20 protein-coding genes are annotated in these 25,218 nt (G+C 57.9%); 6 read left to right on the top strand and 14 right to left on the bottom strand.

Annotated features, from left to right (window positions below; translation table 11 throughout):
- Positions 1-76 precede the first annotated feature (76 nt).
- Both VE23_RS17620 and VE23_RS17615 read left to right on the top strand, forming a co-directional pair.
- Entirely contained in the window at positions 77-1,348 is a 1,272-nt protein-coding gene (locus VE23_RS17620; protein WP_232316986.1) for a 6-phospho-beta-glucosidase, read from the top strand.
- Between the two features lie 21 nt (positions 1,349-1,369).
- Entirely contained in the window at positions 1,370-2,365 is a 996-nt protein-coding gene (locus tag VE23_RS17615; RefSeq protein ID WP_049868694.1) for an N-acetylglucosamine kinase, read from the top strand.
- A gap of 828 nt (positions 2,366-3,193) precedes the next feature.
- Here the strand turns inward: VE23_RS17615 and VE23_RS17610 are convergent.
- Both VE23_RS17610 and VE23_RS17605 read right to left on the bottom strand, forming a co-directional pair.
- Positions 3,194-3,691, bottom strand: coding sequence for a DinB family protein (locus VE23_RS17610; RefSeq protein WP_049868693.1), 498 nt, complete (start codon positions 3,689-3,691; stop codon positions 3,194-3,196).
- 256 nt (positions 3,692-3,947) lie between these two features.
- On the bottom strand, positions 3,948-4,889 hold the full coding sequence (locus tag VE23_RS17605; RefSeq protein ID WP_049868692.1) for a DMT family transporter: 942 nt from the start codon (positions 4,887-4,889) through the stop codon (positions 3,948-3,950).
- Between the two features lie 91 nt (positions 4,890-4,980).
- Between VE23_RS17605 and VE23_RS17600 the strand changes: the two genes are divergently transcribed.
- Positions 4,981-5,679 carry an ArsR/SmtB family transcription factor gene (locus tag VE23_RS17600; protein ID WP_049868691.1) on the top strand — a complete coding sequence of 233 codons (699 nt, stop codon included), beginning with the start codon at positions 4,981-4,983 and terminating at the stop codon, positions 5,677-5,679.
- A gap of 73 nt (positions 5,680-5,752) precedes the next feature.
- On the opposite strand, the gene VE23_RS17595 is transcribed toward VE23_RS17600, so the two are convergent.
- Positions 5,753-6,292, bottom strand: coding sequence for a DUF2062 domain-containing protein (locus VE23_RS17595; RefSeq protein WP_049868690.1), 540 nt, complete (start codon positions 6,290-6,292; stop codon positions 5,753-5,755).
- Positions 6,293-6,510: 218 nt separating this feature from the next.
- On the opposite strand from VE23_RS17595, the gene VE23_RS17590 reads away from it, so the two are divergent.
- A complete protein-coding gene (locus tag VE23_RS17590; RefSeq protein WP_049868689.1) occupies positions 6,511-8,001 on the top strand; it encodes an alpha/beta hydrolase in 1,491 nt (496 codons plus the stop codon).
- A 79-nt stretch (positions 8,002-8,080) separates the two neighbouring features.
- Here VE23_RS17590 and VE23_RS17585 read toward each other — a convergent pair whose 3' ends face one another.
- From VE23_RS17585 to VE23_RS17550, 8 genes are all read right to left on the bottom strand, one after another.
- Complete coding sequence (locus tag VE23_RS17585) at positions 8,081-13,357, bottom strand: S-layer homology domain-containing protein (RefSeq protein ID WP_084781571.1); 5,277 nt, start codon at positions 13,355-13,357, stop codon at positions 8,081-8,083.
- Positions 13,358-13,774: 417 nt separating this feature from the next.
- Complete coding sequence (locus VE23_RS17580) at positions 13,775-14,395, bottom strand: hypothetical protein (RefSeq protein WP_049868687.1); 621 nt, start codon at positions 14,393-14,395, stop codon at positions 13,775-13,777.
- Between the two features lie 4 nt (positions 14,396-14,399).
- Positions 14,400-15,335 (bottom strand): aldo/keto reductase, encoded by a 936-nt coding sequence (locus VE23_RS17575; RefSeq protein ID WP_049868686.1) that lies wholly within the window; start codon positions 15,333-15,335, stop codon positions 14,400-14,402.
- 531 nt (positions 15,336-15,866) lie between these two features.
- Positions 15,867-16,322: a hypothetical protein gene (locus VE23_RS17570; RefSeq protein ID WP_021878775.1), complete on the bottom strand. Its 456-nt coding sequence runs from the start codon at positions 16,320-16,322 to the stop codon at positions 15,867-15,869.
- A 226-nt stretch (positions 16,323-16,548) separates the two neighbouring features.
- On the bottom strand, positions 16,549-16,857 hold the full coding sequence (locus tag VE23_RS17565; RefSeq protein ID WP_048744150.1) for a hypothetical protein: 309 nt from the start codon (positions 16,855-16,857) through the stop codon (positions 16,549-16,551).
- A gap of 269 nt (positions 16,858-17,126) precedes the next feature.
- A complete protein-coding gene (locus tag VE23_RS17560; protein ID WP_049868685.1) occupies positions 17,127-18,155 on the bottom strand; it encodes a FecCD family ABC transporter permease in 1,029 nt (342 codons plus the stop codon).
- 3 nt (positions 18,156-18,158) lie between these two features.
- On the bottom strand, positions 18,159-19,235 hold the full coding sequence (locus VE23_RS17555) for a FecCD family ABC transporter permease (RefSeq protein WP_049868684.1): 1,077 nt from the start codon (positions 19,233-19,235) through the stop codon (positions 18,159-18,161).
- Between the two features lie 167 nt (positions 19,236-19,402).
- On the bottom strand, positions 19,403-20,344 hold the full coding sequence (locus VE23_RS17550; RefSeq protein ID WP_049869783.1) for an ABC transporter substrate-binding protein: 942 nt from the start codon (positions 20,342-20,344) through the stop codon (positions 19,403-19,405).
- Positions 20,345-21,157: 813 nt separating this feature from the next.
- Between VE23_RS17550 and VE23_RS17540 the strand changes: the two genes are divergently transcribed.
- Complete coding sequence (locus VE23_RS17540) at positions 21,158-21,730, top strand: GNAT family N-acetyltransferase (RefSeq protein WP_049868683.1); 573 nt, start codon at positions 21,158-21,160, stop codon at positions 21,728-21,730.
- 7 nt (positions 21,731-21,737) lie between these two features.
- On the opposite strand, the gene VE23_RS26605 is transcribed toward VE23_RS17540, so the two are convergent.
- The gene (locus VE23_RS26605; RefSeq protein WP_157053987.1) at positions 21,738-21,890 is read right to left on the bottom strand and encodes a hypothetical protein; all 153 of its coding nucleotides are present in this window, start codon (positions 21,888-21,890) and stop codon (positions 21,738-21,740) included.
- Positions 21,891-22,038: 148 nt separating this feature from the next.
- Between VE23_RS26605 and VE23_RS17535 the strand changes: the two genes are divergently transcribed.
- Positions 22,039-22,362, top strand: a complete 324-nt coding sequence (locus VE23_RS17535) for a 2Fe-2S iron-sulfur cluster-binding protein (RefSeq protein WP_048745628.1) — start codon at positions 22,039-22,041, stop codon at positions 22,360-22,362.
- A 178-nt stretch (positions 22,363-22,540) separates the two neighbouring features.
- Here the strand turns inward: VE23_RS17535 and VE23_RS17530 are convergent, their stop codons facing one another.
- Both VE23_RS17530 and VE23_RS17525 read right to left on the bottom strand, forming a co-directional pair.
- Positions 22,541-24,112 carry an ABC-F family ATP-binding cassette domain-containing protein gene (locus VE23_RS17530; RefSeq protein WP_048744948.1) on the bottom strand — a complete coding sequence of 524 codons (1,572 nt, stop codon included), beginning with the start codon at positions 24,110-24,112 and terminating at the stop codon, positions 22,541-22,543.
- Positions 24,113-24,275: 163 nt separating this feature from the next.
- A complete protein-coding gene (locus VE23_RS17525; protein WP_049868682.1) occupies positions 24,276-25,070 on the bottom strand; it encodes a TerC family protein in 795 nt (264 codons plus the stop codon).
- Positions 25,071-25,218: the final 148 nt, after the last annotated feature.

Below are 25,218 nucleotides of genomic sequence, written 5' to 3'. Positions count from 1 at the left end.
TCGCGCGGACAGACGGCAAGCCGCATTTCTCAGCGTCCGGTTGGACCAGCAAAGGCTAAAGGAGATGGAATACGGGATGAAAATCGCCATTATCGGAGCCGGCAGCACGTACACGCCCGAACTGATCGAAGGCATCATCAAGCGCAAGGAAGGACTGCCGCTCAGCGAGCTCGCGCTGATGGACATCGACGAGCGGAAGCTCGGCATCGTCGGCGGACTCAGCGGCCGCATGATCGAAGCGGCCGGCATGGATTGCCGCGTCGTGCTTACTCCGGATCTGGACGAAGCGCTGCGCGGAGCGGACTTCGTGCTCGGCCAGATCCGCGTCGGCAAGCTGCCTGCCCGCGTGCTGGATGAGCGCATACCGCTGAAGCACGGCATGATCGGCCAGGAAACGTGCGGCATCGGCGGCTTCTTCAAGGCGATGCGCACGATTCCGGTCATGCTCGACATCGCCAGGCGCATGGAGCAGCTGTGCCCGGATGCCTGGCTGATCAACTTCTCCAACCCGGCCGGCATCCTGACCGAAGCCATCCTCACCCATACGAAGGTGAAGATGCTCGGCCTCTGCAACGTTCCCTACAATATGTTCAAGAGCATCCGCGCTTCGATGGAGCTGCCCGACGCCAGCCTCACCTATGTCGGCCTGAACCATCTGAGCTGGATCACGGCCATCGAGCACGACGGCAAGGACTACCTGCAGGAAGCGCTCGACGTCGGCCTCAACAGCGAGACGATGAAGAACATCCCTTCCAGCGGCTTCAGCAAGGAGCTCGTGCAGCTCGTCGGCGCCATCCCTTCTTCTTACCTGGAATATTACTATTTCAAAAACAAAAAGCTGAAGATACTCATGGAAAGCCGGCAATCGCGCGGAGAACGCTGCATGGAGATCGAGGAGGACCTGCTGGGCATGTATGCCGACGCCAAGCTTCATGCGAAGCCGGAGCTGCTGGCATCCCGCGGCGGGGCGAACTACTCCGAGGTGGCCATCAGCCTTGTGGACGCCATCTGGAACGACAAGCAGGAGGTTCATGTCGTCAACCTGCTGAACAACGGCGCTCTCGGCTTCATGGAAGACGGCGACGCGGTGGAAATCTCCGCCGTCATCGGCAAGGACGGAGCAAAGCCGATTCATCTGCCAAATCTGGACAACGGCCATATCCGCGATTATATGCGCATGATCAAGGCCTACGAGCGCGAGACGGTGGCGGCAGCCGTGTCCGGCAGCGAGGAAGCGGCCATGCGCGCCCTCATGATGAACCCGCTCGTCGGCGATTACAACGCGGCCCGCTCCTGCTTCGACGAGCTGAAGGAAGCTCACCGGGAATATCTCCCGCAGTTCGCATAAGGCGCCGGGGAGGACCATGACATGAAGAACGCATGCGTCATCGGCGTTGACGGCGGCAACAGCAAGACCGATTATTATTTGTTCGATCTGGACGGCAGGAAGATCGACTCCATCCGCTCCGGCACCTGCAGCCACGAGCAGTTCAAGGACGGCTACATCAGCGCCAAGCGGGTCATGGGCGAACAGCTCGGCCTGCTCCTCTCGCGCAACGGGCTGCGCGCAGAGGATGCTGCGGCAGCCGCCTTCGGCCTGGCCGGAGCGGATATCGCCTCCCAGAAAGCCAGCCTGAACCGGATCATCGGGGAGCTCGGCTTCGCACGCTTCGCGATGGACAACGACAGCTTCCTCGGGGTGAAGGCCGGCAGCGAATCCGGCAGCGGCATCTGCTCCATCAACGGGTCGGGCGCCTGCACCGGAGGCATCTCGCCTTCCGGCCGGCGGCTGCAAATCGGCGGCGTCGGCAGCGAGCTGTCCGGCGACGAGGCAGGCGGCTATTACTTGGCGCGCCGGGCGCTGCGCATCGTCTACGACGCCTTCTTCCGGCTCGGCCAGCCGACCGCCATGACCGATCCGGTCATGAGGCTGCTCGGCCTGGACGACAAGGAACGGTACATCGAGGCAGTCGTCGAGGCGGCGGCTTCCCGCTCCCTGCCGTATACGGAGCTCGTCACCGTGCTGCTCGAAGCCGCCGCTTCGGGAGACGAAGCGGCGTTCGCGGCGGTCGATCATTCCGCCCGCCAGATGGCCCTGTCCGCTGCAGGCTGCATCCGCGGGCTCGACTTCGGAGAGGAGCCGGTCGACATCGTCATGGCCGGCTCCGTCTGGGTCAAGGCCGCCTCCCCCATCATGCGGGACCGGTTCAGGCACCATGTCGGCAGCCTGTCCGGGCAGGAGTGCCGCTATGTCCTGCTCGAAGCTCCGCCTGCTGCCGGCGCCGTCCTCTGGGCGCTGGAGCTGGCGCACGGCAAGCCTGCGGAGAAGACGGTCCGGGAGCGGGTTTTGGGCTCCGTGCAGTAGCGGAAATCAACGGTAGACGGCGACACGTCGGCGGATCCTCCGAAAAGTTGCTGGCATCGGTGGCGCCGTGGATCTGAATGAATATGCCGGTACCGTGGCAGATCTGCTTGCCGAATTCGATTCAACACCCTTAGCAGAGACTGAACTTGTTCCTGCCTATAACAAGTAGCTGGCTACAGGGCAGATCGTCGACGGAAAGCTCGTCACACCAGTTGCCGAGATGCTGCAGGCGCTCGGTTATAGCGTCAAATGGGACAACGAAACAAAAATACTGTATCTGTTACAATAAAAAATCCCCCGCCGGCCTGTATGGCTACGGGGGATCTTTTGTGTTATTTGATCTTGGAAAGAGATTTGTCCATTTGCTCTTCGTTCGATTTTACCGAGTCGCTATCTACAGCATCAGCACCTCGGTAAGTATATTTGGTGTTCTGATAGAAATCGAAAGCGAATCTATCAATAGGTGTGGCTTTAGCATCATCATAATGCTTTTCGATAACTACCGATTTAAATATAGTTGGTCAAAATCTAGAATATTAAATAGAAAAGGACATTTCAGATTTGGCATCTTTCGATCATTATAAATATTCCGAGCCCAGATAAAAATTTAACCAACGCTAAAGATATTGATGAGTATGAGAAGGAATTTTTTCGATTTTTTCGCCTAAGAGATGAAGCTCATGCCAGGAGCAAAGCCCAAAGACACCTTCAAGAGGTTGTTGAAGGTGTCTTTGGGCGCGAAATTCCCGCCGTAACGGCCAAGCTGGAAGCGGCCGTTACGGGAACAAGGTCCGCATCAGCCGCGATGCCGGCATGCGGCGGCTGGCTCTAGCTGCTCACCGAGCGGGCTGAAGCCGCGAGCTCGATCTGTTTCTGGTGATGGCGGTCATGGTCGACGAATTCTCCCATAACGTAGAGCAGAGAGTAAGGGCTGCCCGTATGCGGGCAGTGGGAGGCTCCGTTGACGGATACGGCCCGGAGCAGATCTGCTTCTCCGATAGAGCGCAGCAGGGCGCACAGCTCCATGCGCGTATCGGCGAATTCCGCGAGCAGCCGCTCCTGCTTCACCCCGGATTCGGCATACTCGTAGGCCGACAAGTTGAAGGCGTTGAACTCGGGGAAAAGGATATCCTCTCCCTTTAAGACCGAGGGTATCGTATAGATGATCAGATAACGGTCCCAATTGAGCAAATGAGAGACGATTCCTGCGATCGTGGCCTTGCCCTCCGCAATCGGGCGATTCCAAGCGTGCCCGGCGACGTCAAGGCTCCGTGCCCATTTCGAGGCCGATTCGAATTCATCCAGAACAGTTGAAATGTCATTCATGAAACAAAACTCCTTTAACCCGCAAACTATATGTATGCATTCATCTTACCACAGGAACATACGTTTGTATAATTCCGAAGCAGCTTGAACGAAAAAATCCCCCGTACGGAACTGCCGTGCCGGGGAGAATATCAGAAGACGGTGCGGTCTGCGGGAATGGCCAAGAATCTCGCCGGGCAGACCCTGCTATAGGATGACAGCGGCGTCCACCAGAGAGTCTACAGCTCCCGCCCGCCATTGTCAACATTATTCCGATCTATTTTGTCGGATTATTGCTCCTTGCCTTTCCTTTCCTTTCCGATGCATGAGAGGCTCCTTCCCCCGCCGCAGTGGCGGATGGCCGGCGGAATCCGGTCCGATTGGCCAGGAAAATGCCGGCCAGAATACAGACGCCTCCCGCATACAAAGCCGGCTGGACGGTTTCCCCCAGAATGAAGTGTCCGGACAGAACGCCGAAGAGCGGCGCAAGGAACAGGAACGAGCTCGTCTTGCCGGGATCGGGACTGCGGCTCAGCACATAGTACCAGGAGGCGAACTGGACGATCGATCCCATGACGGCCAAATACAGCAGCGCGCCCAGCGAGGATGGATTGAGGTCCAGAGAGACCGGCTCGTCCAGGAAGCTCAGCGCGAGCAGCATCACGCCGCCGAACAGCATTTGCCCCGCCGTCAGGATCCAGCTGTTGAACTGAGCTCCCCATGACTTGGCCATAAGCGTGGCGGCCGCCCAGAACAAAGCCGCTCCGAGGCCCAGCCAGGTCCCTTCGGCCGCATGCATGCGGAAGCCTCCCAGAGAGATGAACACGCCTGCGGCTCCGATCAGCACCCCGAGCCACTGGGCGAGCCGATAGCGCATTCCGAGAAAGGACGAGCCGAGGACGATGACAAGCAGCGGGTTGACGAAGGTCAGAATCGACGTCTCCCCCGATGGAATCGTCCGCATGCTGAGGAAGATGCAGCCCATGACCCCCGTCGTCTGGAACAGTCCGATCGCCGCGAGCTTGGCCCAATCGGACAGCCTGCCGGGCAGCGGCTTCCGCCATAAGAACGGCGCCATCAGCAGGCCGGCGAGCGTGAAGCGCAATCCCGCCAGCAGCAGCGGCGACGCGTGGGCGAGTCCGATTTTGCCGACCGAGAACGAGGATCCCATGAGGAAGGTAGCGAGAAGGACTAGCGCCCCGTACAGATAACGATTCATGCCGGCTGCTCCTTTATGTTTCGGATGCAATCATGGTAGCATGGGGTTGATTCGTCCGCCGTCGAACGATGCATGCAAAGGAGAGAGGAACATGGACAGCACCCGGCTTCCCGACATGATTGTAATTGCCGCTCTGATCGGAGACGCCTCCCGCATGGCGATGCTGATGAGCCTGATGGGAGGAAAATCGCTGCCTGCCGGAGAACTCGCCCAGGCGGCGCGGGTATCGAAAGCGACGGCCAGCGCGCATCTAGCCAAGCTTGTGGAGGGCGGTCTGCTCCGTCAGGAAGCCTCCGGACGCCATCGCTATTACCGGCTGGCCGGTCCGGAGGTCGGCCAAGCGCTGGAGGCCATGCTCGTCATCGCGCCGGCCAAGGCCGTGAAGTCGCTGCGCGAGTCGGACGAGCAGAGGCATATGCGCCATGCCCGCACCTGCTACGACCATCTCGCCGGGAAGGTCGGGGTCGCGCTGACGGACCGTCTGCTTGCCCTGGGTTTCCTGAATGATTCCGGTCCTGATTACGCGCTTGCCGAGTCGGGCCGGCAGAAGCTGCTCATGCTTGAAGTCCGGGTCGATCCTCCGGCAGGCCAGCGCCGGCATTATGCCCGGAAATGCCTGGATTGGAGCGAGCGGCGCCATCACTTGGCGGGAAGCCTCGGCGCCGCCATCGCCTCGAGGCTGCTGGAGCTGCAATGGCTGGAGCGGATACCGGGAGGCCGCGCGGTACGTGTGACCGAGGCAGGCAGAAGAGGCCTGGCGGATACGTTCGGGTTGGAAGGGCTTGCGTAGGAGCATGGCGGCAATCCCCCTATAAAAAAGACGGCGCCGTCCGCGGCGCCGTCTTTCGTCTTTTCGGTTCCACTCAGGATTCGGCCATCACGGCTCTCGCACCTGCGGCGCGGGCACGCACACCCATCAGCAGCGGAAGGCGATACCGGGTCCAGAGAATTCGAAGCAGACCGTACATCGCCGCGGAAACGACGATGCTGTTGAGCACGGAGCCGATCAGGAAATCAACGCCGATGCCGCTCAGCGCGCCAAGGCTGTCGGCCGTCTCCTCGTAGCTGATGTCCGCGGCCGGCTCGGAGAGAAGCTCGGCCAATTCCGGCTCGGCCGGTCGGGCGAACAGCTCCCTAGACAGCTGTCCCGTAAGGTAGTTGGCATAGAAGAGAATCGGCCACAGGAAGGTCCCGACGGAAGCCGCAAGCATTCCGGAGACGGCATTGCCGCGGAACAGGCGGATCAGACCGAGCGACAGCGCGAGACCGATTCCGAAGGTCGGGTACCAGCAGGGCAGCAATCCCAGAACGGCGCCAAGCGAGATCCGGTGGGATCCCTGCCGCTGCCGAAGCAAGCGAATGCCGTGATAGGCCAGATTCCTTTTCCAGCGCTTAAGCCGCATCCGATCCCTCCTGGTTTCAAATTGTCATCGCCTAACCAACATCATATCAGCGCCGCCGGAGCCCGTCCATTGGCATGGCCTGCAATCCCGGGCTACCTCCCCGTCTGGATATAAAACAAATTTTCTTCGATTGCCAACTCCGCAACCCATAGATTCCGATCCAGGTTTTGTATATATTTGATTCACATACATATTATTTCTACCTCTTGGAGGCTTCAATGCCGTTCGTTCCGATCCGCGACATACACGTCCAGTACGACATCCATAATCCGCACGCCGAGTCGGGTACCATTGTATTCGTTCATGGAATAGGCCTGAACATGAGCATTTGGGAGCCCATGCTTCCTTATTTCAGCCAGAGCTTCCGCCTTGTGACCTTTGACCTGAGAGGGCATGGCCTAACGGAAGCCGGCACCTCCGGGCTGAGCTGGGGTTTGTTCGTGGATGACATGCAGGAGCTGTTCCACGCTCTTGAGCTGCAGTCCTTTCACTTGGTCGGCTACAGTGCAGGCGCCAGCCTGGCTCTGAAGTACAGCCTAAGTTACAAGCATCAGATTCTCAGCCTGGCCTTCCTGGCTATTCCCGCCTATTGCCCCCGAAAGCCGCTCACCGCCTTCATCCAGACCCGCAAAGCCCAGGCGCAGATCCACTCGATGCGCCATCTCGGCATGGACATGGCCAAAAGCATGACGGGAGCCTCGGAAGACAGCCCAAGCTTCCAGAGCATTGTCTCCGCCTACGGCAGGATGAATGCGGATTTCTACTTCCGGTTCCTCGAATTGTACGTAGAGGACAGTCCGTTCTCGGACTATGACTACATCTCTCACCCTGCTCTCTGCATTATAGGAGATCAAGACCCGTTGTCCCTCACCTCTTACACACTGGCTTCCAGACTGTTGAGAAAAACCCGTCTCCTGATCGCGCCTCATTCGGCGAATGCCGTTTTTCTTGATCAGCCCCGGCTGGCTTGCGAATGGATCGAGGACTTTATCGGCAAGCCTGTCCTTCATCAAAGGCGTGCTTACCCTTTCAACGAGGAAGAGAACGAGCAGGTGATGAATTATTTTGACGAAGTGTATCAAGAAGGCATGAAAAAGCTGGAATCCAACCGGGTAATCCGTATCCAGGTTCTGGGTTTCTTCCGCGTCTCCGTCAACGGAGAATCGATTATGGCTGGATGGAACCAGCGTTATGCCAAGAGCCTGCTGCTGTATCTTGCTCTCCATCGCTCTGCAACGCGGGAGCAGATCTGCGATGCCTTGTTTCCGGATATTCCCCTTAACTCTGCGTTGAAAAATCTAAGGGTATACTTGAACCATCTCAAAAAACAGCTTGAACCTGATGGAACCGAAACCGCCGCTCTCCGCATGGATAAGGAGCATATTGCCCTGAACGGAATCGTGCGCTGCGACGCTTCGAAATTGAACGAGGATTTGGACCAGGCGCTTGTCGAAGCGAACCCCGATCGTCAATTGAGACAGTGCAAGGAATTGACGGCCAACCTGCCGGGTACCCTGATGTCCGGTTTCTATGTCGAATGGTTCAACGAGTACCGCTTGCGGATGGAAAACAAGCTGGTCGAGCTTCTCAAGCAATCGGCCGCAACCGAGCGAAGAAACGGCAATCCGCATGGATCCGCCCTGCTCCTGAAGAAGGCGCTGAGCTACCATCCCGAGGATGAGCAGATCAATAGCTTGCTGGGCTCTTGATCCCTTATACGTCGCATCAAGCCGCTTCAACAAGACCAAAAGACGGGCGCCCAAGCGGCGTCCGTCTTTTTGGTCTATCCTATTGCTGGCTGTAGATCCGGAACAGCAGGGAAGCCGCTTCGGCTCTGGTTGTCAGCTTCTTCGGCTGATACGTCTGATCCCCATACCCGGTAACAAGTCCTTGTTTGACCAGCAGAGCGACGCCTTGCCTGGCCCATGGCGAGATGCTGGACTGGTCCTTGAAGCTCTTCAAGAGATCGGCGCTGCCGCTCTCCGGCTTCACACCCTCATATTTGGCCAAGGCCCGGGTCAGGATGACAGCGATTTCCTGCCTCGTAATCGCCGCCTTAGGTGCGAATGCATCGGCTGAGGTACCTTGGATAATTCCCTGGCTGTAGGCTATAGCGATCGCTTCCGAATAAGGATTGTCGGATGCTACATCCTTGAAAGCCGCCTTCGCTTGACCGGATTCCCATCCGAAAGCGCGCATGATCCAGGCCGTGAACTGCTCGCGCGTTACATTGGCGTTCGGATTGAACTTCGATTCCCGGTCCAGAACGCCCTTGTTCAGCAGTGTCGTCACAGCACCGGATGCCCAGTGGCCGGAAGCGACATCCGCGAAGGCAAGGCTTGGTTTCATCACCGTATACTTGCTGAAGTGGCCGCGGCGGACCTGTACCGTTCCGGTAATCGGATCGTATTTGCCTCCGACCGGCTCCCACGACAAGGTCTTTTCATTGAGCAGGTAAACCGTAAGGCTGGTCAGGTCTGCTTCCGAATACTTGGACAGGTCAATGGCCGATACGTCAATGGCTACCGGCATTGGACTTGCGAATGAATCCACTTTGGCGCCGCCTACGGAAGCGCTGAATTCCATGACTGGAATTTTGGCCAGCTGCTGTACGGACGCAGGCGAGGTTACGGTCGGATTCTCCACGACTTCCGCTGCCAGCGTAATTTCCTGGCCGGCAGGCACGGTGCCGAAAGTGTCGGGTTCAATGGTAAAGGAAGCATTGTTCATAACCAGTTTCAGTCCGGCCAGGCCGCTGTCCTGGATGGCCTTGATCATCTCGGAAGGCAGGGTGGAAGACAGCTTGGTCACATGCTTATCCGTTTTCGGAAGGACGATGACAGCCGTTGCCTCAATCGCAGATGCCTTATCCGCTCCGACAACCGCAGCTGTGCTGCGCTTGATTTCCTCCAATGCAGACTTGGCTGTATCCAGCTGGCGTTTGATCAAGTCCGCATCCATGGATGCTTGCAAGGAATTGCCGTCTATTCTAGCGCTCGAAGCAGGAAGCTCCACGATCCCGGCTTTCTCGGCTGCTTTGCTGCCGAGGGCTACGAGCGAATTCTGAAGGGCGCCGACCAGTTCCTTGTCGGCAAGCCTGAGCTGCTCCAGGACGGCGGCCGCCTGTTGGATGATGAGCTTGGCCGAATCAATTGGTTTAGCATCATATTCCATTCGTTCAAGGGCGTAACGGGAGTCGTTCACCATCTGAACGATAGCTTTGGCGACCGTCTCCTTATCTTGCGGGCTCGTCATCGCCGCCAGCAGCTTCGCCAAGGATGCGAGAGCAGCCGATACGTCCTTGAGCGACTGGGCAGCTGCAGCGCTGTCCGGTGCGGTTTTCAACGATGTGCCCATAGAACGGAGAAGCTCTGCCGCTTTGGCAGGGACCGTCCCATCCGTTTGGCCGGCCGCGAGCTGCGCCAGCTTATCCGCCGCTTCACCGGACGATCCTCTGCCGCCAGGGACAGCCACGGGACCCGCTCCCCCCGGAAACCCGATGGCTCCATTTCCGTTACCGGTGCCGTTGCCATTTCCGGTGCCGTTGCCGTTTCCAGTACCGCTGCCGTTGCCGTCGGGCTTGCCCGGATCCGTTCCTCCGGCATCTCCCCCCGGCGGCTCCACGCCCGGAACAAGATTTCCATCCGGCGAGATTTCAAGCATGAACTTCTTGTCCAGCTGATAGGTCTTGCCCTGGAAGATCAGGGAAGCGGTAATCGTATACTCGCCGCTTGATGGCAAGTAAATATAACTAGGCAAATGATCTTGCGAGTAGGAGTAGATCTCCTTGCCGGAGGAATCCTTGATGCTGCAGAAAATGTTCGTCGGGTTGACTTCTTCCCTCTCCGTCAAGGTTGCATTGTTGAAGATGACCCTTTTTGATCTGAAATAATTTTCAACGGCGTAGCCTTCACCAGTCACCAGCCCCCATCTTATCCAAGGCGACGAAGTAGATATCTTCAATTTCCCTTCCTTGTCCACATCGAACAAGCCGATGCCGGCGATGTCTGTAGCGGACAGCTTGGTCGTTCCACCCGAATTCAGCTCGTCTTGCGACAAGTGAATGCCGTACCGGTAGCCGTAAAGACCCTTTCTCGTATCCAGCGTAACCCGAATATTGCCCGGGGTCACAGCCACTGCATTGCCCGAACGGCCGTTATCCGTATAGGCCGATAGAACACTGCCGTTATCGGTCGTATACTCGATGCTGCTGATCGTGCTGTCGGCATCGGGTAACAGCTTGACCAGGCTCTGGGGACCTTGAGCCGCCGCCAGCGTCACGACATCATCCTTGATGTTGAAGTCCTTGAAATAATAGACTCCCTTTCCTTCTCCCCACGTTGCCAGCACGTCATAAAAGCCCTTAGCGGCATAAAACCTGTTCATCGCCTCTCCCCAGAAGCTGTAGGAGAGTACAGGCGGATAATACTGCCCTTCCAGTCCCTTGCGAATGAAGGTGACCCGATTTAAGGAATCGGATACTTTTACAAGGGCGACTTGCTGTTGTCTCGCATCCAGAGCTAGATGATAGTCACAGCCTGCTTCCGTCTGGAGCGAGCCGACCAGATAATAACCGAACGGCGAACCGCCCAGCTTGCTTTCGTCGACCATCGAACGGCGGACAAGATCAACCGTCACTTCGGACGGAGCGGGTACTACCAGATATGCAGCCGTGTCATTCCACGGAGTGTAGCTTTGCATTGTCGAGATCCGACCGTTGCTCTCCTTGATCGTCGCAAAAATCTGAGCCTCCCGGAGTTCCTTGCCTCCCGGCACGTTCAGGCCTGCGGACGATTCCGGCCGATCAAGCCCGGAAATCCGGATAACGGCTTCCCGCTGCGGATCAATGACCGTCAATGCGAACTGTCGGGTCAGATAACCGGGCTTGCTGAAGAACAGCGTTGTGCTGGTCAATTGATGACCCGGCTTGATGACGCCGTTCGCGTCGCTGGAGGAAATGACACTCGAATCGCCTGCCCGCTTGAGCTGGACGCCTTCCAGAACAGGTCCCGTTTGACCCGTCCTATGCTCGCGCACCGTAAACGTGAGATCGCTGGCTTGCTCGTAGGTCAGATAGGGCTTGTTGACCATGTCCACAAGGGCTCCATTGTTGTCCCGAACTTCGAAGTCCATCTCGCGCTTGGGAGCAACGACAAACGAAGAGGCGCCAATTAAACGGGAAGCATTCGCCTCATTTTGAGGCAGTTTGAATTCAACCGTATAGGAGCCCGTCTCCGAGGGCTTGTAAGAAAGATTGTATCTCCGGTTCATTCCCTGGCGGTCCTCGAGATCGAAACCGATACCGAAGCTGTCGTCGGCCACGGCTTGTCCGTCCTTCTTGATGACAGGCTTGATCCAGGAGAGAGGATCGGCTTCGTTGCCGTAAGCATCCTTCAGGTTGGTGGAGAAGGAGACCGTTTCGCCCAGGATGAAGCGGGTCCGCTCTTCAGCTTCCGAATAGTCGTACACCATGGTTTTGATCGTTCCCGTAATGGAAGAGCCTGTATGGAACGAGTAGCCGTCCTTGATCGGAGTGAAGCCGGATGCCGCGATCACTTCATTGCCCATTGCGTCCACGGCGGCATTCAGCTTGTAGATTTCTTTCCCTTTGGCCAGATACACCTTCTTCCCGGCCTTTACCGCAAGCTTGGTCTGAATGTAGTTCTGCTGTTCGCTCATATAGCCGGTTCGGACTACAGTCTGCTCGCCTTCACTGCGGTAATCGGCTTGAATCGAAATGGCAGAGAAATCAGCCGAATTCAAGTCGGCGCCCGGAGCGACACCGGTCTCCGCAACAAATTGGGAATAGACCAGGGCTTTATCTCCCGAGGGAAGGTTCAAGGCTGCCAGGTAACTGTAAGCTTTGCCTTTGGGCAAATAAACGGTTGTTGCCCCTTGAAGCAAGGATTGAGCATAATCGCTCATCATGACCGAATCCTGGGGAGAAGCAGTCTCCTCGTTCATGGCCAGGCCGGAAAGCGCTGCAGGCTGCCCGTTCCATCTGAAGTCCAGATTCATGCGGGCGTACGCACTGGCATCCAGGATGAGCTTCACCTTGTTCAAGCCATCAGGCGGCATCAATTCCCGAGCCGTGGCGCTGTATACATAGGCTTCGCCATTGCCCGCCTTCGATATTCTTTGAAAATCTCCCCATGCACCGGAAGATAAATAGACAGAGATGCCGGGGACGGAGTAGCCCCGTCCGCCGTTCCCCCCCGTAAAACCCTGAGAAGATTCGTTTTCAGCCGTCAGCCGTCCGTCCTTGTCCAGGAAGCGAAGCTCGGCTACGTTGTAGCCGGCATACTGACTGTCGATCATGTCCTGGAAGTAGACCGTTGCGGCTTCGTAACTAGACAGGCCGGAATCGACAAGAACAAAAGCGACTGGCACTTTGCCTGCGTAAGGGGAGATGACTTGATCGGTTCCGAGCAGCACGAACTGTCCGTTCTTGTCTGTCTTGACGGAGAATTCGTAATAGTCCCATCGGATGCGAACCTCCTTATTCATAGCTGGAGTCCCGTATTCATCCCGCACAAGTACGGTAACGGAGGCATCATCGGAGCGGACGGTGCCGTCCTCAGCTGTGATTTCATCCGCAGAGCCTTTTTCGGCATGCTTGATCTCAAATGTATAGGCAGGCTGGAGGATGTTCACTTCCTGGGTCTGGACGCGATTCTCGCCGCCTTCTCCCTTGTACGCTGCCTTCAAGATATATGTTGAACCGGGCTTCAGCGCGCCGAAGGAAAGATCGTTGATTTCGATCGGGTACACATCCCCCGTCACCGTCTGGCTCTTGTCCACCTGATGAAGAATGGAAGGGCCGAGCTGCTGATGCTTCTCGTCCTCGAGAGACAGAGTGATTCCGTCTTCCGCCATCGACAAGAAGTCGCTGCCGCTTATTTCGATGCTTGCGATCAGGTTGACGAGCTTGCTTCCATCGGGTTGTGTCACCGTAGAAGTAATCTTGTACGAGCTTGCTGCGGCCGCCGTCAGGGCATTGCCGAGCAGAAGAAGCATGGCCAGCATCAGCACTATGCCTTGTTTCCATTTCGCTAAACGATGCATTTTCTTTGCCTCTCTTCTTTCCTTGAATGGATGGTTGGAAAATCATGCAGGGTTCTTACTTTTTTCCATGCCTTTTGTTGTAGGTATTTCTTCCCATCAAGCATACAGGAGCTGCCGTTACGCGATCGTTACGCAATTATGGAAGATAAAGGAAATATGGCCGATTCATACTTTGTAACTCTACATTTTCTAGAATCGAGATGAAAAGTTAATTGGAGCTTAAAAAAAGAGACCTTGATTTTCACAAGACCTTATTCAACGGGAGTCGACCCGTTTCTTAAACGAGAAAAAGCCGCCCTCCCCGGGCGGCTTCTTCTCGTCGTTCTGTTCGGCTTCATATCCTCTGCAGCTGAACCATCAAGGTAGATGAATATCCTTGCATCAACCCGCAAGGCCGGTTGCGGAGACAGCAAGCAATCAGCTCTCGGATACCTCCCGGAAATAAAGGCGAAGAACGGCAGGAGCATGATCCTGCCCCAGCTCCTCCCACTCCGACAATCCCATGCCGGAAGCCGCAGCCGACCATCCGTAGGCATCGGCCAACAAGGCCAATTTATCCTCGGCGAAAACCTCTTCCTTCTCCCAAATCCCAGCCAGCAGCAGCTCGTCCGGCCCCTCCTTCAGGAGCGGAAGCCACTTGGACAGCTCTCCTTTGCTGTCGCAGCTTTCATTCATCATCTCGTTGTAGAGCTCCGGATCATTGATGTATATATCCGATGCTCGGCCCTGCTCGAAGAGCCTCATCCGAAGCAGATCGCTGTCCAGTACGGTATTGCTCACGGCGTATGTGCCGGCGCGAAGCGACAGCTCCCCCGCGATGCCGTCCAGCTCGTCCCAATCGCCGGCAGCGTTGCCCTCGTCGTAGATGGTCAGCCACTTGCCGTTCCGATCCCAGGCCACATGGATCGCCCGGTCGGCAGGCGCCTCGCTCCGTTCATAACTCCGTCCGTCCATGATGGCGTCCAACGCTTCCTCGAGCTCGGCCAACGTCATGGTACGGGGGATTTCAAGCTTGATATTGCTGAAAAAAGACCCCATTCCCTCATTCCTCTCTGAATCGTTCAGGTCGCGCCTGTTCCCGATGCTGAGCATAGACATTCGCCTTGCTCAGTCCCCGGATGATTCCGACTTCCTCCTCGGTCAGCTCCGGCACCTCAGCAGCGGCGATATTCTGCAGCAGCTGCTCCCGCGAGCTCGCTCCCGGAATGACGGCGGCGACGGCCGGATGGCTCAGCGAGTAGCGGATCGCCAGCTGGGTCATGCTCCGCTGCGGAGCCGCCAGCCGTTCCAATCCGCTCCGCAGCTCGCCAAGCTCGTCCAGGCTGTAATCCGCCAGGCCCTTGGCCGGCCGGCGGCCTGCAGCAAGCGCTCCGCTCGCGAGCGGACCGCGGGCGATGACGGAGATGCCCCGATCCTGCAGAAGGGGCAGAACCTCTTCCTCGGCACGGCGGTCGACGATGCTGTAAGGATTCATCACGCTGGCCATCGAGGAGCGTGTGGCATATTCCCGGATGACGTTCGGCCGGATCGAGGAAATGCCGTATTCCCGGATGACTCCCTCTTGCTTCAGCTGCTCGAACGCTTCGATCGTCTCATCGATCGGGTCTTCGATCGTCCCTCCATGCAGCTGGTACAGATCGATATAATCCGTGCCAAGCCTGCGCAGGCTCTCCTTCACAGCGGACAGGATATAGGCTTTGGACGGATCCCATGTCCAGCCCTCCTGCCCGGGGTAACGCCGGTTGCCGACCTTCGTGGCGAGGATGACGCGGTCTCTGCGTCCTTTGATCGCCCGGCCGACCAGCTCCTCATTGCGCCCGGCATCGTACAGATCCGACGTGTCCAGCAGGCTGACGCCGAGCTCCAGCGCCTCATGGACGAGCGAGACCGCCCTGCCCTCCTCCGTGCCTAGCGACATGCAGCCGAGGCCGATCTCGCCGACGAGCAGACCGGATGAACCGATTCGGTTTTTCTTCATGTCCGTTTCCTCTCCCTTCAGACGCCTCTCTAGGCCTCCAGCATACCATTTGAACTCAAGCGCCGCACGCCGCCGTTTCCTCTACGTTCAAGACGAGCGGCAGCTCCGTCCGGCTCTCTTCCCATCCGCCATGTTACGCCGGCATGGACGGTTTTCCTGGCGCTGCCGGAATGTTCCGGCTAGACTCCGCTAGCGCAAAAGCAGTTTTCTTGATTCCTTTGAAAAGGCGTGACGCGCTCCTCAATCCCGATTAATTGACTCTGATTTATTCAAGTATCCAGCGAAAGGGTCGGCTTTGTCAATTTGATTGTCGACCTGCAGTCAAAGGATGAAGCTTATTCGATAGGCCCATGCGAACGGAATTGGCTGCCCGTCGGCAAGAGCGGAAAAATGGAAAATGAGGGCTGCGGGCGGAACCGGACATAGGCAAGAGCCCTTGAATACGATTCAAGGGCTCTTCCTGGATAAGGATGAAGCCTGGAGCCGGAAAGAGAGCTGGCCTAAAGCTGGCCGCCGCCTGTTCCATTCAGGCTATTTCCCCGTAAATACGGCCATTCCGTTGTCGCCGCTGTAAGGCGCGCCTCCGGGAACCGTGATGAAGCAAATGATCAGCCTGTAGGACTGGCCTGCCGGAATGGCCTGGCTGAAGGTCAGGACGAAGCTTTTGTTCTGGCCGTCGACCGGATTGATCGAAACCTGGCTTGCAGTCAGGGCATTATCCGGCATTACTTTGTCATCCTTGCCGAGTGTAGCGATGCCGCTCGGCGCTGCGTCCGTCGTGCTCTGAACCCAGTAGTTGGATGGCTGCATGGCTTTGACGACATCCACGCTGCGGTCGTAGGTGATCCGAATCTGATTGGCCGACACTTGGGACAGCGATTGCAGCATCGGGATGGGGTCCTTGGCAGCGTGGGCGCTGCCCTGGGCTGGAACGGCGAACAAGACAACGGCGATGAACGCCATCAACTTCAAAAAAGTGATTTTCATGGGAAGTCCTCCTTTCTTTGAGCGAAGCTAACCAAATGATTTCCATCGCCGGCCCGACTTATTCTTCGCGGATCGTCTGCCTAAGCCGATTCATGAAAAAAAAGACCCTGCTCGAGAGCAGAGGCCTTCAACGATCAGGGAATGGAGGAGCAGCTGCTTGCCGGATCAACCCTGGGTTTCGCTATAGGTTAAAGACGGCTTGACAATCGGCGCTCCCCAACACGAATTAAGCCGCAATAATGCCTTTGGACTGCAGCTCGTTTTGAGAGTGCTGATCGGCAGGGTGGTACCCTTTCTCCAGAAGCTCTTTAATATACATTTTGTTGTAGATGAAGGAAAAGATGATTCCCGGTACCCAAGCGCCAAATCCTAATGTAAAAATGCCGACCGCAACCGATGCGACGAACATGATGACAGCCCACTTCAAATCGCCTCTGAAAAGAGCCGGGAAAAAGCCAAAGAAAAAGGTCGTCCAGCTAAATCCGACTTTTGCATCCTTAATCCCGCCTGCTGCATTTTTCAAACGAATGCGCATAGTAATACCCCCACTGTTTTATTCTTCCAAATATGAATTTAGTATAGGACTAAGGTAGTAATTTGTCGATATATATTTCCAAATTAGATAAATTCCTTGTTATTAAGCGAAAATATTATATATTAATATATTGATATAATAAAAATTAATAGGTATATACGCCTACTCATAAAGATAGAGAGTCTGCTCTGCTTCGCAACCCACCTGCAGGCATAAAAAAAAGCCGGAACTATTCCGGCCGGCTGCTGCTGAATAAGCTGAACATGCCTCTACTTCGAGCGGTACAGCAAATAAAGAAAATACGGGGCGCCGACTGCCGCCACGATGATGCCGGTCGGAATCTCCGCAGGCTGCAGAATCACCTTGGCGATTGTGTCGGCAGCCATGACGAGCAGCGCTCCGGACAGAGCCGTGACCGGGAGCAGCGCCTGATAGCGCTGCCCGACAAGACGGCGGGCCAGATGCGGGGCGATGAGGCCGACAAATCCGATGCTGCCGCTGACGGCCACGCAGGATCCGGCCAGCCCGACCGCGGCGGCCAGGAGCAGAACCTGCTCCCGGCTCACGAACGCGCCGAGCCCGGTAGCCATCGGAGTGCCCAGGTTGAGCACATTGAGCGTCCGGGACTTGAACAAGACATAGGGCAGGAGGATCGCAATGAACGGCAGCAGCGCCAGCACGTAGCTCCAGTCCTTGCCCCAGATGCTGCCGGCCATCCAAGTCGCAACGAACTGGTACTGCTCCGGGTTGATCCGCAGGGAGACGACGATCGTCACCGCGGCGAAGCCGGAGTTGACGGCGACGCCGTTCAGGATGAGCCGGTTCGAGGACAGCCCCTTATGCCTCCGGTACGACAGCAGGAAGACGAGCGCGGCGGCGGCTCCTCCTCCCGCCCAGGCCAGCAGAGGCAGCAGGTAGGCCGGAGTTGCAGCCGGCGCCGGGTAGTAAGCGATGAACAGCAGCACGATCAGCCCCGCCCCCGAATTGATGCCGATGATTCCGGGATCCGCGAGCGCGTTGCGCGAGAGCGCCTGCAGCACGGCGCCGGATACCGCCAGGCCGGCTCCGATCAGCAAGGAGATGACGATCCGCGGCAGGCGGAAGTCGAACAGAATAAGCTGCTGACGCTCCGTCCCGCCTCCGGCCAGCGTCCGCAGCACATCGATCGGAGAGAGCCGGATCACCCCGGTGTTCATGCTGACGACAAAAACAACGGCGATCGCCGCGCTCAGGATGGCGGCGACCAGCCAGGCTTTCCTGCGCTTGCGCCGCTCCGATTCGGACATGAATGCGCCCATCGTCTACAGCTCCCTCCGTTCTTTGTTGGCCAGATAGATGAAGAAGGGAACGCCGATCAGCGAGATCATCGCTCCGATCGGCGTCTCGAAAGGCGGATGGACCGTCCTTGCCGCCAGATCGGCCAGCACGACGAGCAGCGCTCCAAGCACCGCCGAGGTCGGGATGATCCACCGGTAATCGACGCCGACAAGCTTGCGCGCCAGATGCGGCACGAGCAGCCCGACGAAGGAGACGGCGCCGACGGCGGACACTGCCGACCCCGCCAGCACGACGACGATGGCGAGGCCAAGCCCCTTAACCAGCCCGGAGCGCAAGCCCAGTCCCCGGGCCACCTCTTCGCCGAGGCTCAGCATTGTAATCGAGCGGGAGAGCCCCATGGCTCCAGCGAGCGCAAGGGCGATCCATGGGGTCATGACCTTCAGCTCCAGCCAGCGCATGTTGGCGACCCCTCCCGCGAACCAGAAGGCCAAATCCTGGCCGATGCGGAAGTACAGCGCGATGCCCTCGCTGAGAGCCGTCAGCAGCGCCGAGAGCGTCACGCCGGCGAGAACGAGCCGTGTCGGCGTCAGCCCTCCGCGGACGGATGAACCGAGAGCGAAGACCAATGCCGCGCTCAGCGCTGCTCCGACAAAAGCCAGCAGCACGACATAACGGTACGGAAGGCCGGGCAGAAAGGCGAGGCAGAGCGCGATCGCAAAAGTCGCTCCCGAATTGAGGCCGATAAGGCCTGAATCCGCCAGCGGATTGCGCGTCATTCCTTGCATGACCGCTCCTGCAACCGCGAAGCTGCTGCCGACGAGCATGCATCCGAGCACACGCGGCAGGCGCAGCTCCTGAATAACCTGATGCTCCTTCAAGTCGGGGTTGTAATGAAAGACTGCTTCCCATACCATCCGGAACTTGATATCCATCGCGCCGAACGAGACCGACAGCGCCAGGCTGAACAGAAGCGCCGCCGCACCGGCAGCAATCAGGACAATTGCCGTCCTTGGCCTGGAATGGAGCTTATGCAGGGCGTCGTCCGCCTTTTTGCCGGCAGGCTGTCCGCCGTCCCTTCCCTTGCGTGTCGTTGCTGCCATAGTCCCGATTCCCCAGTCTGCGTATAATTTCAGGCCATCCGGCCTCCCAGCCGGCCTTCCGCATGGCCGCGGCGAGCTTCCGCGTTGATAAACGGAGCTCGGAGGCTTTGATAAACAAGGCTCCAAGCGAAAAAAGGGAGCCGCGGCTCCCTCTTCTCTATTCGTTCTTACTTTACGATATCCTTAAGCAGATTGTCGACCATCTGCGAGCTGGCAACCGGACCATAGTAGAGCCAGCTGGACGATTTCGGATATTCAAATACGTTGCCGTTCTTGACGGCCGGCACGGATTTCCACAGGGCGTCATTCAACGCGGCGGATCCGGAGTCCTTGTCGCTGTTCACGAGAATGAGGTAATCCGCATCCAGATCGGCCAGCTTCTCCAGCGAGATGGCGTTCCAGTTGCCTGCGCCCGAGGCGGAAATCTCCTTGACGACTTCCGGCGCCTTCAGGCCGAGATCCTTGTAGAGCACCGCTCCGCTCGACAGCTTGTCGCTGACGACGTAGAATTTGCCCTGGACGAGCCAGACGGCGGCAACGGATTTGCCCGGAATCGCAGCTTCAAGCTTCGCCTTGGCGTCTGCAGCCTTCTTCTCGTAGTCGTCCAGCACTTTTTGGGCTTCGTCGCTCTTGTGAAGAACCTCGCCGATCTTCAGCAGCGCCTTGCGCCAGTCGTTGTTCACTTCGTCGCCGAGCACAAAGGTCGGGGCGATCTTGGCGTACTGGTCGTACTTGCCGCCTTCGACGGCGCTGTTGGAGCCGATGATGAGCAGATCGGGATCGAAGCTGGTCACCGCTTCAAGCGGAAGATCGTACGGAATGGTCGGGAGATCCTTCAGCGAATCCTGCAGGTACTCCTGGGTGCCGTTGGCGACAGACCACTGGGCTACCGGCTTCACGCCGAGCGCCACCAGGTAGTCTTCCAGGTAGGAAGCGATGATGCGCTGCGGATCGGCCGGCACTTCGACCTCGTGGCCGAGCCCGTCCGTCATTTTGGTTTGAGCGGGCGATGCGGCCGGAGCCGGCGAGGCTGGCGGCGGCGAGGCGTCGTTGCCTGCCGCCGTGTTCGAATGATTGCCGCTTCCGCAGGCTGCGAGCAGCATGGACATGAATGCGATGCTGAGCAGCAGCGCCGGAACTTTCAGTTTGCTTTTTACCACGGGATATCCTCCTTGATGATGGAACCGATGCCGCCTGCATTGCCGGCTTGCCCGATTCGCCATTCATGACTGGTCAGTCGCTCCTGCCGATATCCAATCCGGATAGACAGGCATTTAAACCCTCAGTTAGTAATGATAATCAATATCAATTAATAGATCAACCTATTTGCTTTATTTCCATAAAATATTGTGTCCAAAAAGAAACCGATCCCGTCCCTCCGCAAAGAATCCGTACTTCAAGCCGCAATCATCATTCGATGCCTGACGAAATAACGAGGGCTTACAATGGCTGCAGCCCGAATTCAACCCATTCCACCTTAAGGAGGCTTCCATGGACGCCAAACAACGCAGCCGAATTCGACACGAAGAAGGTTCGGCGGCCGCATAAGCCTATCAAGCGGCTGCTCGGCGACCCCCTGGAGCGGAAATCCGATCACGATGCCGTCCATATCCGACCGCTGCTCCAATACATGCGGATGCTGCAGCTCGAGAGGCCGGATATCCGGGATTGATCTGAGATTTTCACGTGTTTATACTCAATAAATAAGATATCGAGCATGCAAGGACGCAAAATATGGACGAGCAGAATAATCGTTTCCTGGTTTCTTTGCTATCCTGTTCTGTTCATGCGTTCCGTTTCGGGCATTGGGGCTCCATGTTCAGATTCAGCAAGCATCGCTTATGCTGCGGGGCTCCAATGCTGCGGCTTCCTGCCGCAGGGGAGGGCAGCCTCGGAGCTTTTTCATTCCAAGGGGGATTTCAATGTCGACGCTGAACGGGAACCGCATCGAGCTGAGCTTTGTCGAGGAGAAGGATGCGCCTGCCTTGCTGAAGCTTGAGCGGAGCAACAAGGATTTTTTCCGCTTGTATTCGGGGACGAAGAACGATCAGTTCTACACGCTGGAAGCGCAGGAGGTTAGAATCGCCGGCGCCATGAAGCAGCGCGAGCAGGACCAAGGCTATCATTTGCTGATCCGGCCGCGGGGAGCGTCGGAGGTGATCGGGACGATCGCGCTGTCCGGGGTGGCTCGCGGCAGCCTCCAGAGCGCATGGCTCGGCTATATGCTTGATCGGGAGCATAACGGCAAGGGGCTCATGACCGAAGCGGTGCAGCTTATCGTCCCGTATGCTTTCGGCGAGCTCGATCTTCACCGCCTCGAGGCAGGCGTAATGCCGCATAACGAAGGCTCTATCCGGGTGCTGACCAAGGCCGGCTTCCAGAAGGAAGGACTGGCCCGCAAAAACGTGAGGATCAACGGCCGCTGGGAGGATCATGTGACGCTTGCCATCGTGCGGGAGGAGCCGGAGGAGGGGCAGCAGTCCGCCGAGGATTGAAGTCCTTTCATCCCTGCAAGAAAAAAGCCGTGCCCGTCTCCATCGAGACCAGGCACGGCTTTTGCGTCCTGCAGCCATCCAGCGCCGCCAGCATCGTCTCCCCGAGGCCTCTGGACGTCGTGCGAAGCTGGCTGCGCTCCTCCGGTTGCAGCATCGGCAAGCCGACGACCTCGGCCCAGCCCTCCTCTCCTTGCCGAATAGTTCCATGACGGACGGAGCGAAAGAGATCTTTTCAAGGCATTCTTGCAGGTATCCGGGGCATGGAGCTTGAATGTAGTAGAGACGCAACGATAAAGGAGGAATCGCCCATGCCGACGATTCAAATCGAGGGAAGAGAAGCTCTTCAGGCGAGCGAAGGCACGAAGCTCGTGCTCGCGCTGGAGGATAACGGGGTTGATATGCTTCACCGCTGCGGCGGCAACTCCCGATGCACCACCTGCGCCGTGGAGGTGCTGTCCGGCGACGCCCCGGAGATGGGAGAGGCGGAAGCAGCGACCCTGAGGAACAAAGGCATCGAGGACCCGGCCGTTCGGCTGTCCTGCCAGATCAGACTTGAGAACGACCTCGAGCTCCGGCTGATCAAGACGGCTTCTTCGACGGGATTGGAGCCCGGGCCGCGTCCCCAGGACTGAACGGGGCCTCCGCATTGTTTTGTTGACCCATGAGTTCAGTCCACAAAAAAGGCCAGGCAGAGTCCCCCGAGGACTCCGCCTGGCCTTTATGCGCTCGCCTGCCAGGGGCGGGCTTCTGCTGCAGCTCGTTCCTTGCCGCCCAAAATAGCGGGCCGCCCTCGGAGCCTTCCGCCCCGCCTCACAGATTCTGCATCGTCACCCCGGCCTCCGGATCGAAGGCCAGCATCTTCGTGCCGATCTTGTCGATGAAGAAGCGGTCATGGCTGACCGTCACGACGGCGCCTGGGAAATGAATCAGTGCCTGCTCCATGACCTGGATGCTCGTCAGATCGAGATGGTTCGTCGGCTCGTCCAGGATGATGACGGCGGCGCCGGACAGAAGGCACTTGGCCAGCGCTACCCTCGCCTTCTGTCCGCCGGACAGATTGCCGATCGCCTTGCTGAGATCCGCCTCCGAGAACTGGAGCATCGACAGGAACTTGTTCACCTTCTTGCGCGGCGCGTCCAGCCCGAGCCCATACGTGTTCACGGCATGGCTGACGGTATCCTTCGGATCGAGCTCCTCCCACATGCGGTTGAAGTAGGCGTACCCGACACCCTTCTCCCAGCTCACCTCGCCTTTCTCCGGCTTCTCCTGCCCCGTAAGCGCCTTGATGAGCGTCGACTTGCCGCTTCCGTTCGGACCCGTGATGACCAGACGGTCTTCCTTCTGGATATCGAAGCTGACGTTCTCGAAGATGATCCGGCCGTCATAGGCTTGTCCGATTCCTTTGACCTCCGCGAGCTTGTCGGGGAACCGGAGCCTTTCGTAAATGTCGGTAATGAGCACATTGACGGGATGAGGCTCGATCCGCTTCCTGCTGTCGGCCAGCTTGCGCGACAGCCGGTCCTTGGCCGACTTGCGCTCCGCCCGGCTGTCGATCGCTTCCGACTCCATGAGCAGGAGCTCCTCCTCCCACTCGAACTGGCGGTCAAGCTCCTTCTTGCGCATTTTCTTCTTGCGGACGTAGTCGGTATAGTTTCCTTCATACTCCTGGAAATGATAATTCTCGATCTCGATCGTCCGCGTGACGACCTTGTCGATGAACTGCCGGTCATGGGAGATCAGAATCATGGCGCCGCCGAACCGGTACAGCCACTGCTCCAGCCAGGCGATTCCCTCGATGTCCAGGTAGTTGGTCGGCTCGTCGAGCAGGACGACATCGGGCTGCTCCACGAGCAGCTTGGCGAGAGCGGCGCGGTTGCGCCAGCCTCCCGACAGCTCGTCCACCGGCTGATGGCGCGAGCGGTCGTTGAACCCGAGCTTCGTCAGCACCGTGTTGATCTCCACGGACACGTTCCAGCCGTCCAGGTGCTCCATCTGCTCGAACAGCTCCGCCTGCCTCGTCAGCAGCCGGTCCATCTCGCCGTCATCCGTGACGGTGCCCAGCTTCTCCGCCACCTCCTGCAGCTCCCGCTCGATCAGGGCCACCTGCTCGAAGCACAGCTCCAGCTCCTGCTGGACGGACAGGCTGCCGCTCATCTCCGAAAATTGGGAGAAGTAGCCGATCCGCGCCTTCGGATCGACCTCCACCTTGCCCGATGTCGGCTCATCCTTGCCCATGATCAGCTTGAACAGCGTCGACTTGCCGGCGCCGTTGCGCCCGATGACGGCGACGCGCTCGCCCTGGCTCACGCGAAAATAAATTTCGCGGAATATAAGAGCATCCTCGTATTTCTTCGTGACATTTTCAAGCCGTATGACGCTCATCTCTTCCCCTCTTTCCCATTCCCCCGACTAGAGACTCTCCCTTCATTCTACCAGCAATGGCGGCGAAGGCGAGAATATTCCCGAGCGGCCGCCGCGATGAGGAAAAAAAAGGACCGGACGCCGCTGTGGGGGTCCGGCCTTGCCTCTCGGAATGAATGTCGCGTTACATCGAGCTTCCCGTCTCCGCTTGCCGTTCCGTCTTGGCCTTGCCGGACAAGAACCAGCCGCAGGCCGCGATCAGCACAAGCACGATATAGAACGTCAGCTTCCAGGCTGTCGATTCGGCAAAGTCATGCGGGATGACATGCAGCGCGGGATGCGCCAGCGTGTGCACCGCCAGCTTGACGCCCACCCAGCCGACGATGACAAAGGCGGCGACTTCGAGCGACGGCCTGCTCTCCAGCAGCTTGACGAACCAGTTGGCAGCGAAGCGCATGATCAGGAGGCCGATGAAGCCGCCCAGGAAGATGACGGCGAAGTGGCCGCCGTCCATGCCGCCGATCTTCGGCAGATTCGTCGCCGGCAGCGCCACGGCCAGCGCCACGGCAGCCAGGATGGAGTCGACGGCGAAGGCGATATCCGCCAGCTCCACCTTGATGACCGTCGGCCAGAACCCGGCTTTCTTGGGCTTGGCTCCGGTATGCGGCTCTGCGTTCCGCTCGCCTTTTTTGACCATGACTTTACGGAAAATATGATTGAGGGCAATGAACAGAAGGTACAACGCTCCTATCGCCTGCACCTGCCATACGTCCACGAGGAACGAGATGACGAACAGGGACGCGAAGCGGAACACGAACGCTCCGGCGAGGCCGTAGAAGAGAGCTTTCTTGCGTTCCTTCTCCGGCAGATGCTTCACCATGATCGCCAGCACGAGCGCATTGTCGGCCGCCAGCAATCCTTCCAGGGCAATGAGGACGAGCAGCACCCATCCATATTCCATCAATAAAGCGAAATCCATCTTCTTCCTCCTCCAGATGAGCGGGCCGAACGCAAAAAGACCCTTGTCTCCCGAGGACATGAAAGCCTCGGATGCACAAAGGTCTCGCTAACAATGCGGTTCGGCATTGCCAGTAAAGCCGGAGAGCGGGCTCTCGTATTGACGACTT

The sequence above is a fragment of the Paenibacillus sp. D9 genome, from assembly GCF_001188365.1.
GTDB lineage: Bacteria > Bacillota > Bacilli > Paenibacillales > Paenibacillaceae > Paenibacillus_O > Paenibacillus_O humicus.
The sequence above is the reverse complement of the archived record's forward strand: the minus strand, read 5'-3'. Positions and strand labels throughout refer to the sequence as shown.

Bases quoted from the DNA above. Each gene is read 5' to 3' on its own strand.
- VE23_RS17620 (WP_232316986.1), top strand. From the start codon at position 77: ATGAAAATCGCCATTATCGGAGCCGGCAGCACGTACACGCCCGAACTG.
- VE23_RS17615 (WP_049868694.1), top strand. From the start codon at position 1,370: ATGAAGAACGCATGCGTCATCGGCGTTGACGGCGGCAACAGCAAGACC.
- VE23_RS17610 (WP_049868693.1), bottom strand. From the start codon at position 3,691: ATGAATGACATTTCAACTGTTCTGGATGAATTCGAATCGGCCTCGAAA.
- VE23_RS17605 (WP_049868692.1), bottom strand. From the start codon at position 4,889: ATGAATCGTTATCTGTACGGGGCGCTAGTCCTTCTCGCTACCTTCCTC.
- VE23_RS17600 (WP_049868691.1), top strand. From the start codon at position 4,981: ATGGACAGCACCCGGCTTCCCGACATGATTGTAATTGCCGCTCTGATC.
- VE23_RS17595 (WP_049868690.1), bottom strand. From the start codon at position 6,292: ATGCGGCTTAAGCGCTGGAAAAGGAATCTGGCCTATCACGGCATTCGC.
- VE23_RS17590 (WP_049868689.1), top strand. From the start codon at position 6,511: ATGCCGTTCGTTCCGATCCGCGACATACACGTCCAGTACGACATCCAT.
- VE23_RS17585 (WP_084781571.1), bottom strand. From the start codon at position 13,357: ATGCATCGTTTAGCGAAATGGAAACAAGGCATAGTGCTGATGCTGGCC.
- VE23_RS17580 (WP_049868687.1), bottom strand. From the start codon at position 14,395: ATGGGGTCTTTTTTCAGCAATATCAAGCTTGAAATCCCCCGTACCATG.
- VE23_RS17575 (WP_049868686.1), bottom strand. From the start codon at position 15,335: ATGAAGAAAAACCGAATCGGTTCATCCGGTCTGCTCGTCGGCGAGATC.
- VE23_RS17570 (WP_021878775.1), bottom strand. From the start codon at position 16,322: ATGAAAATCACTTTTTTGAAGTTGATGGCGTTCATCGCCGTTGTCTTG.
- VE23_RS17565 (WP_048744150.1), bottom strand. From the start codon at position 16,857: ATGCGCATTCGTTTGAAAAATGCAGCAGGCGGGATTAAGGATGCAAAA.
- VE23_RS17560 (WP_049868685.1), bottom strand. From the start codon at position 18,155: ATGGGCGCATTCATGTCCGAATCGGAGCGGCGCAAGCGCAGGAAAGCC.
- VE23_RS17555 (WP_049868684.1), bottom strand. From the start codon at position 19,235: ATGGCAGCAACGACACGCAAGGGAAGGGACGGCGGACAGCCTGCCGGC.
- VE23_RS17550 (WP_049869783.1), bottom strand. From the start codon at position 20,344: ATGTCCATGCTGCTCGCAGCCTGCGGAAGCGGCAATCATTCGAACACG.
- VE23_RS17540 (WP_049868683.1), top strand. From the start codon at position 21,158: ATGTCGACGCTGAACGGGAACCGCATCGAGCTGAGCTTTGTCGAGGAG.
- VE23_RS17535 (WP_048745628.1), top strand. From the start codon at position 22,039: ATGCCGACGATTCAAATCGAGGGAAGAGAAGCTCTTCAGGCGAGCGAA.
- VE23_RS17530 (WP_048744948.1), bottom strand. From the start codon at position 24,112: ATGAGCGTCATACGGCTTGAAAATGTCACGAAGAAATACGAGGATGCT.
- VE23_RS17525 (WP_049868682.1), bottom strand. From the start codon at position 25,070: ATGGATTTCGCTTTATTGATGGAATATGGATGGGTGCTGCTCGTCCTC.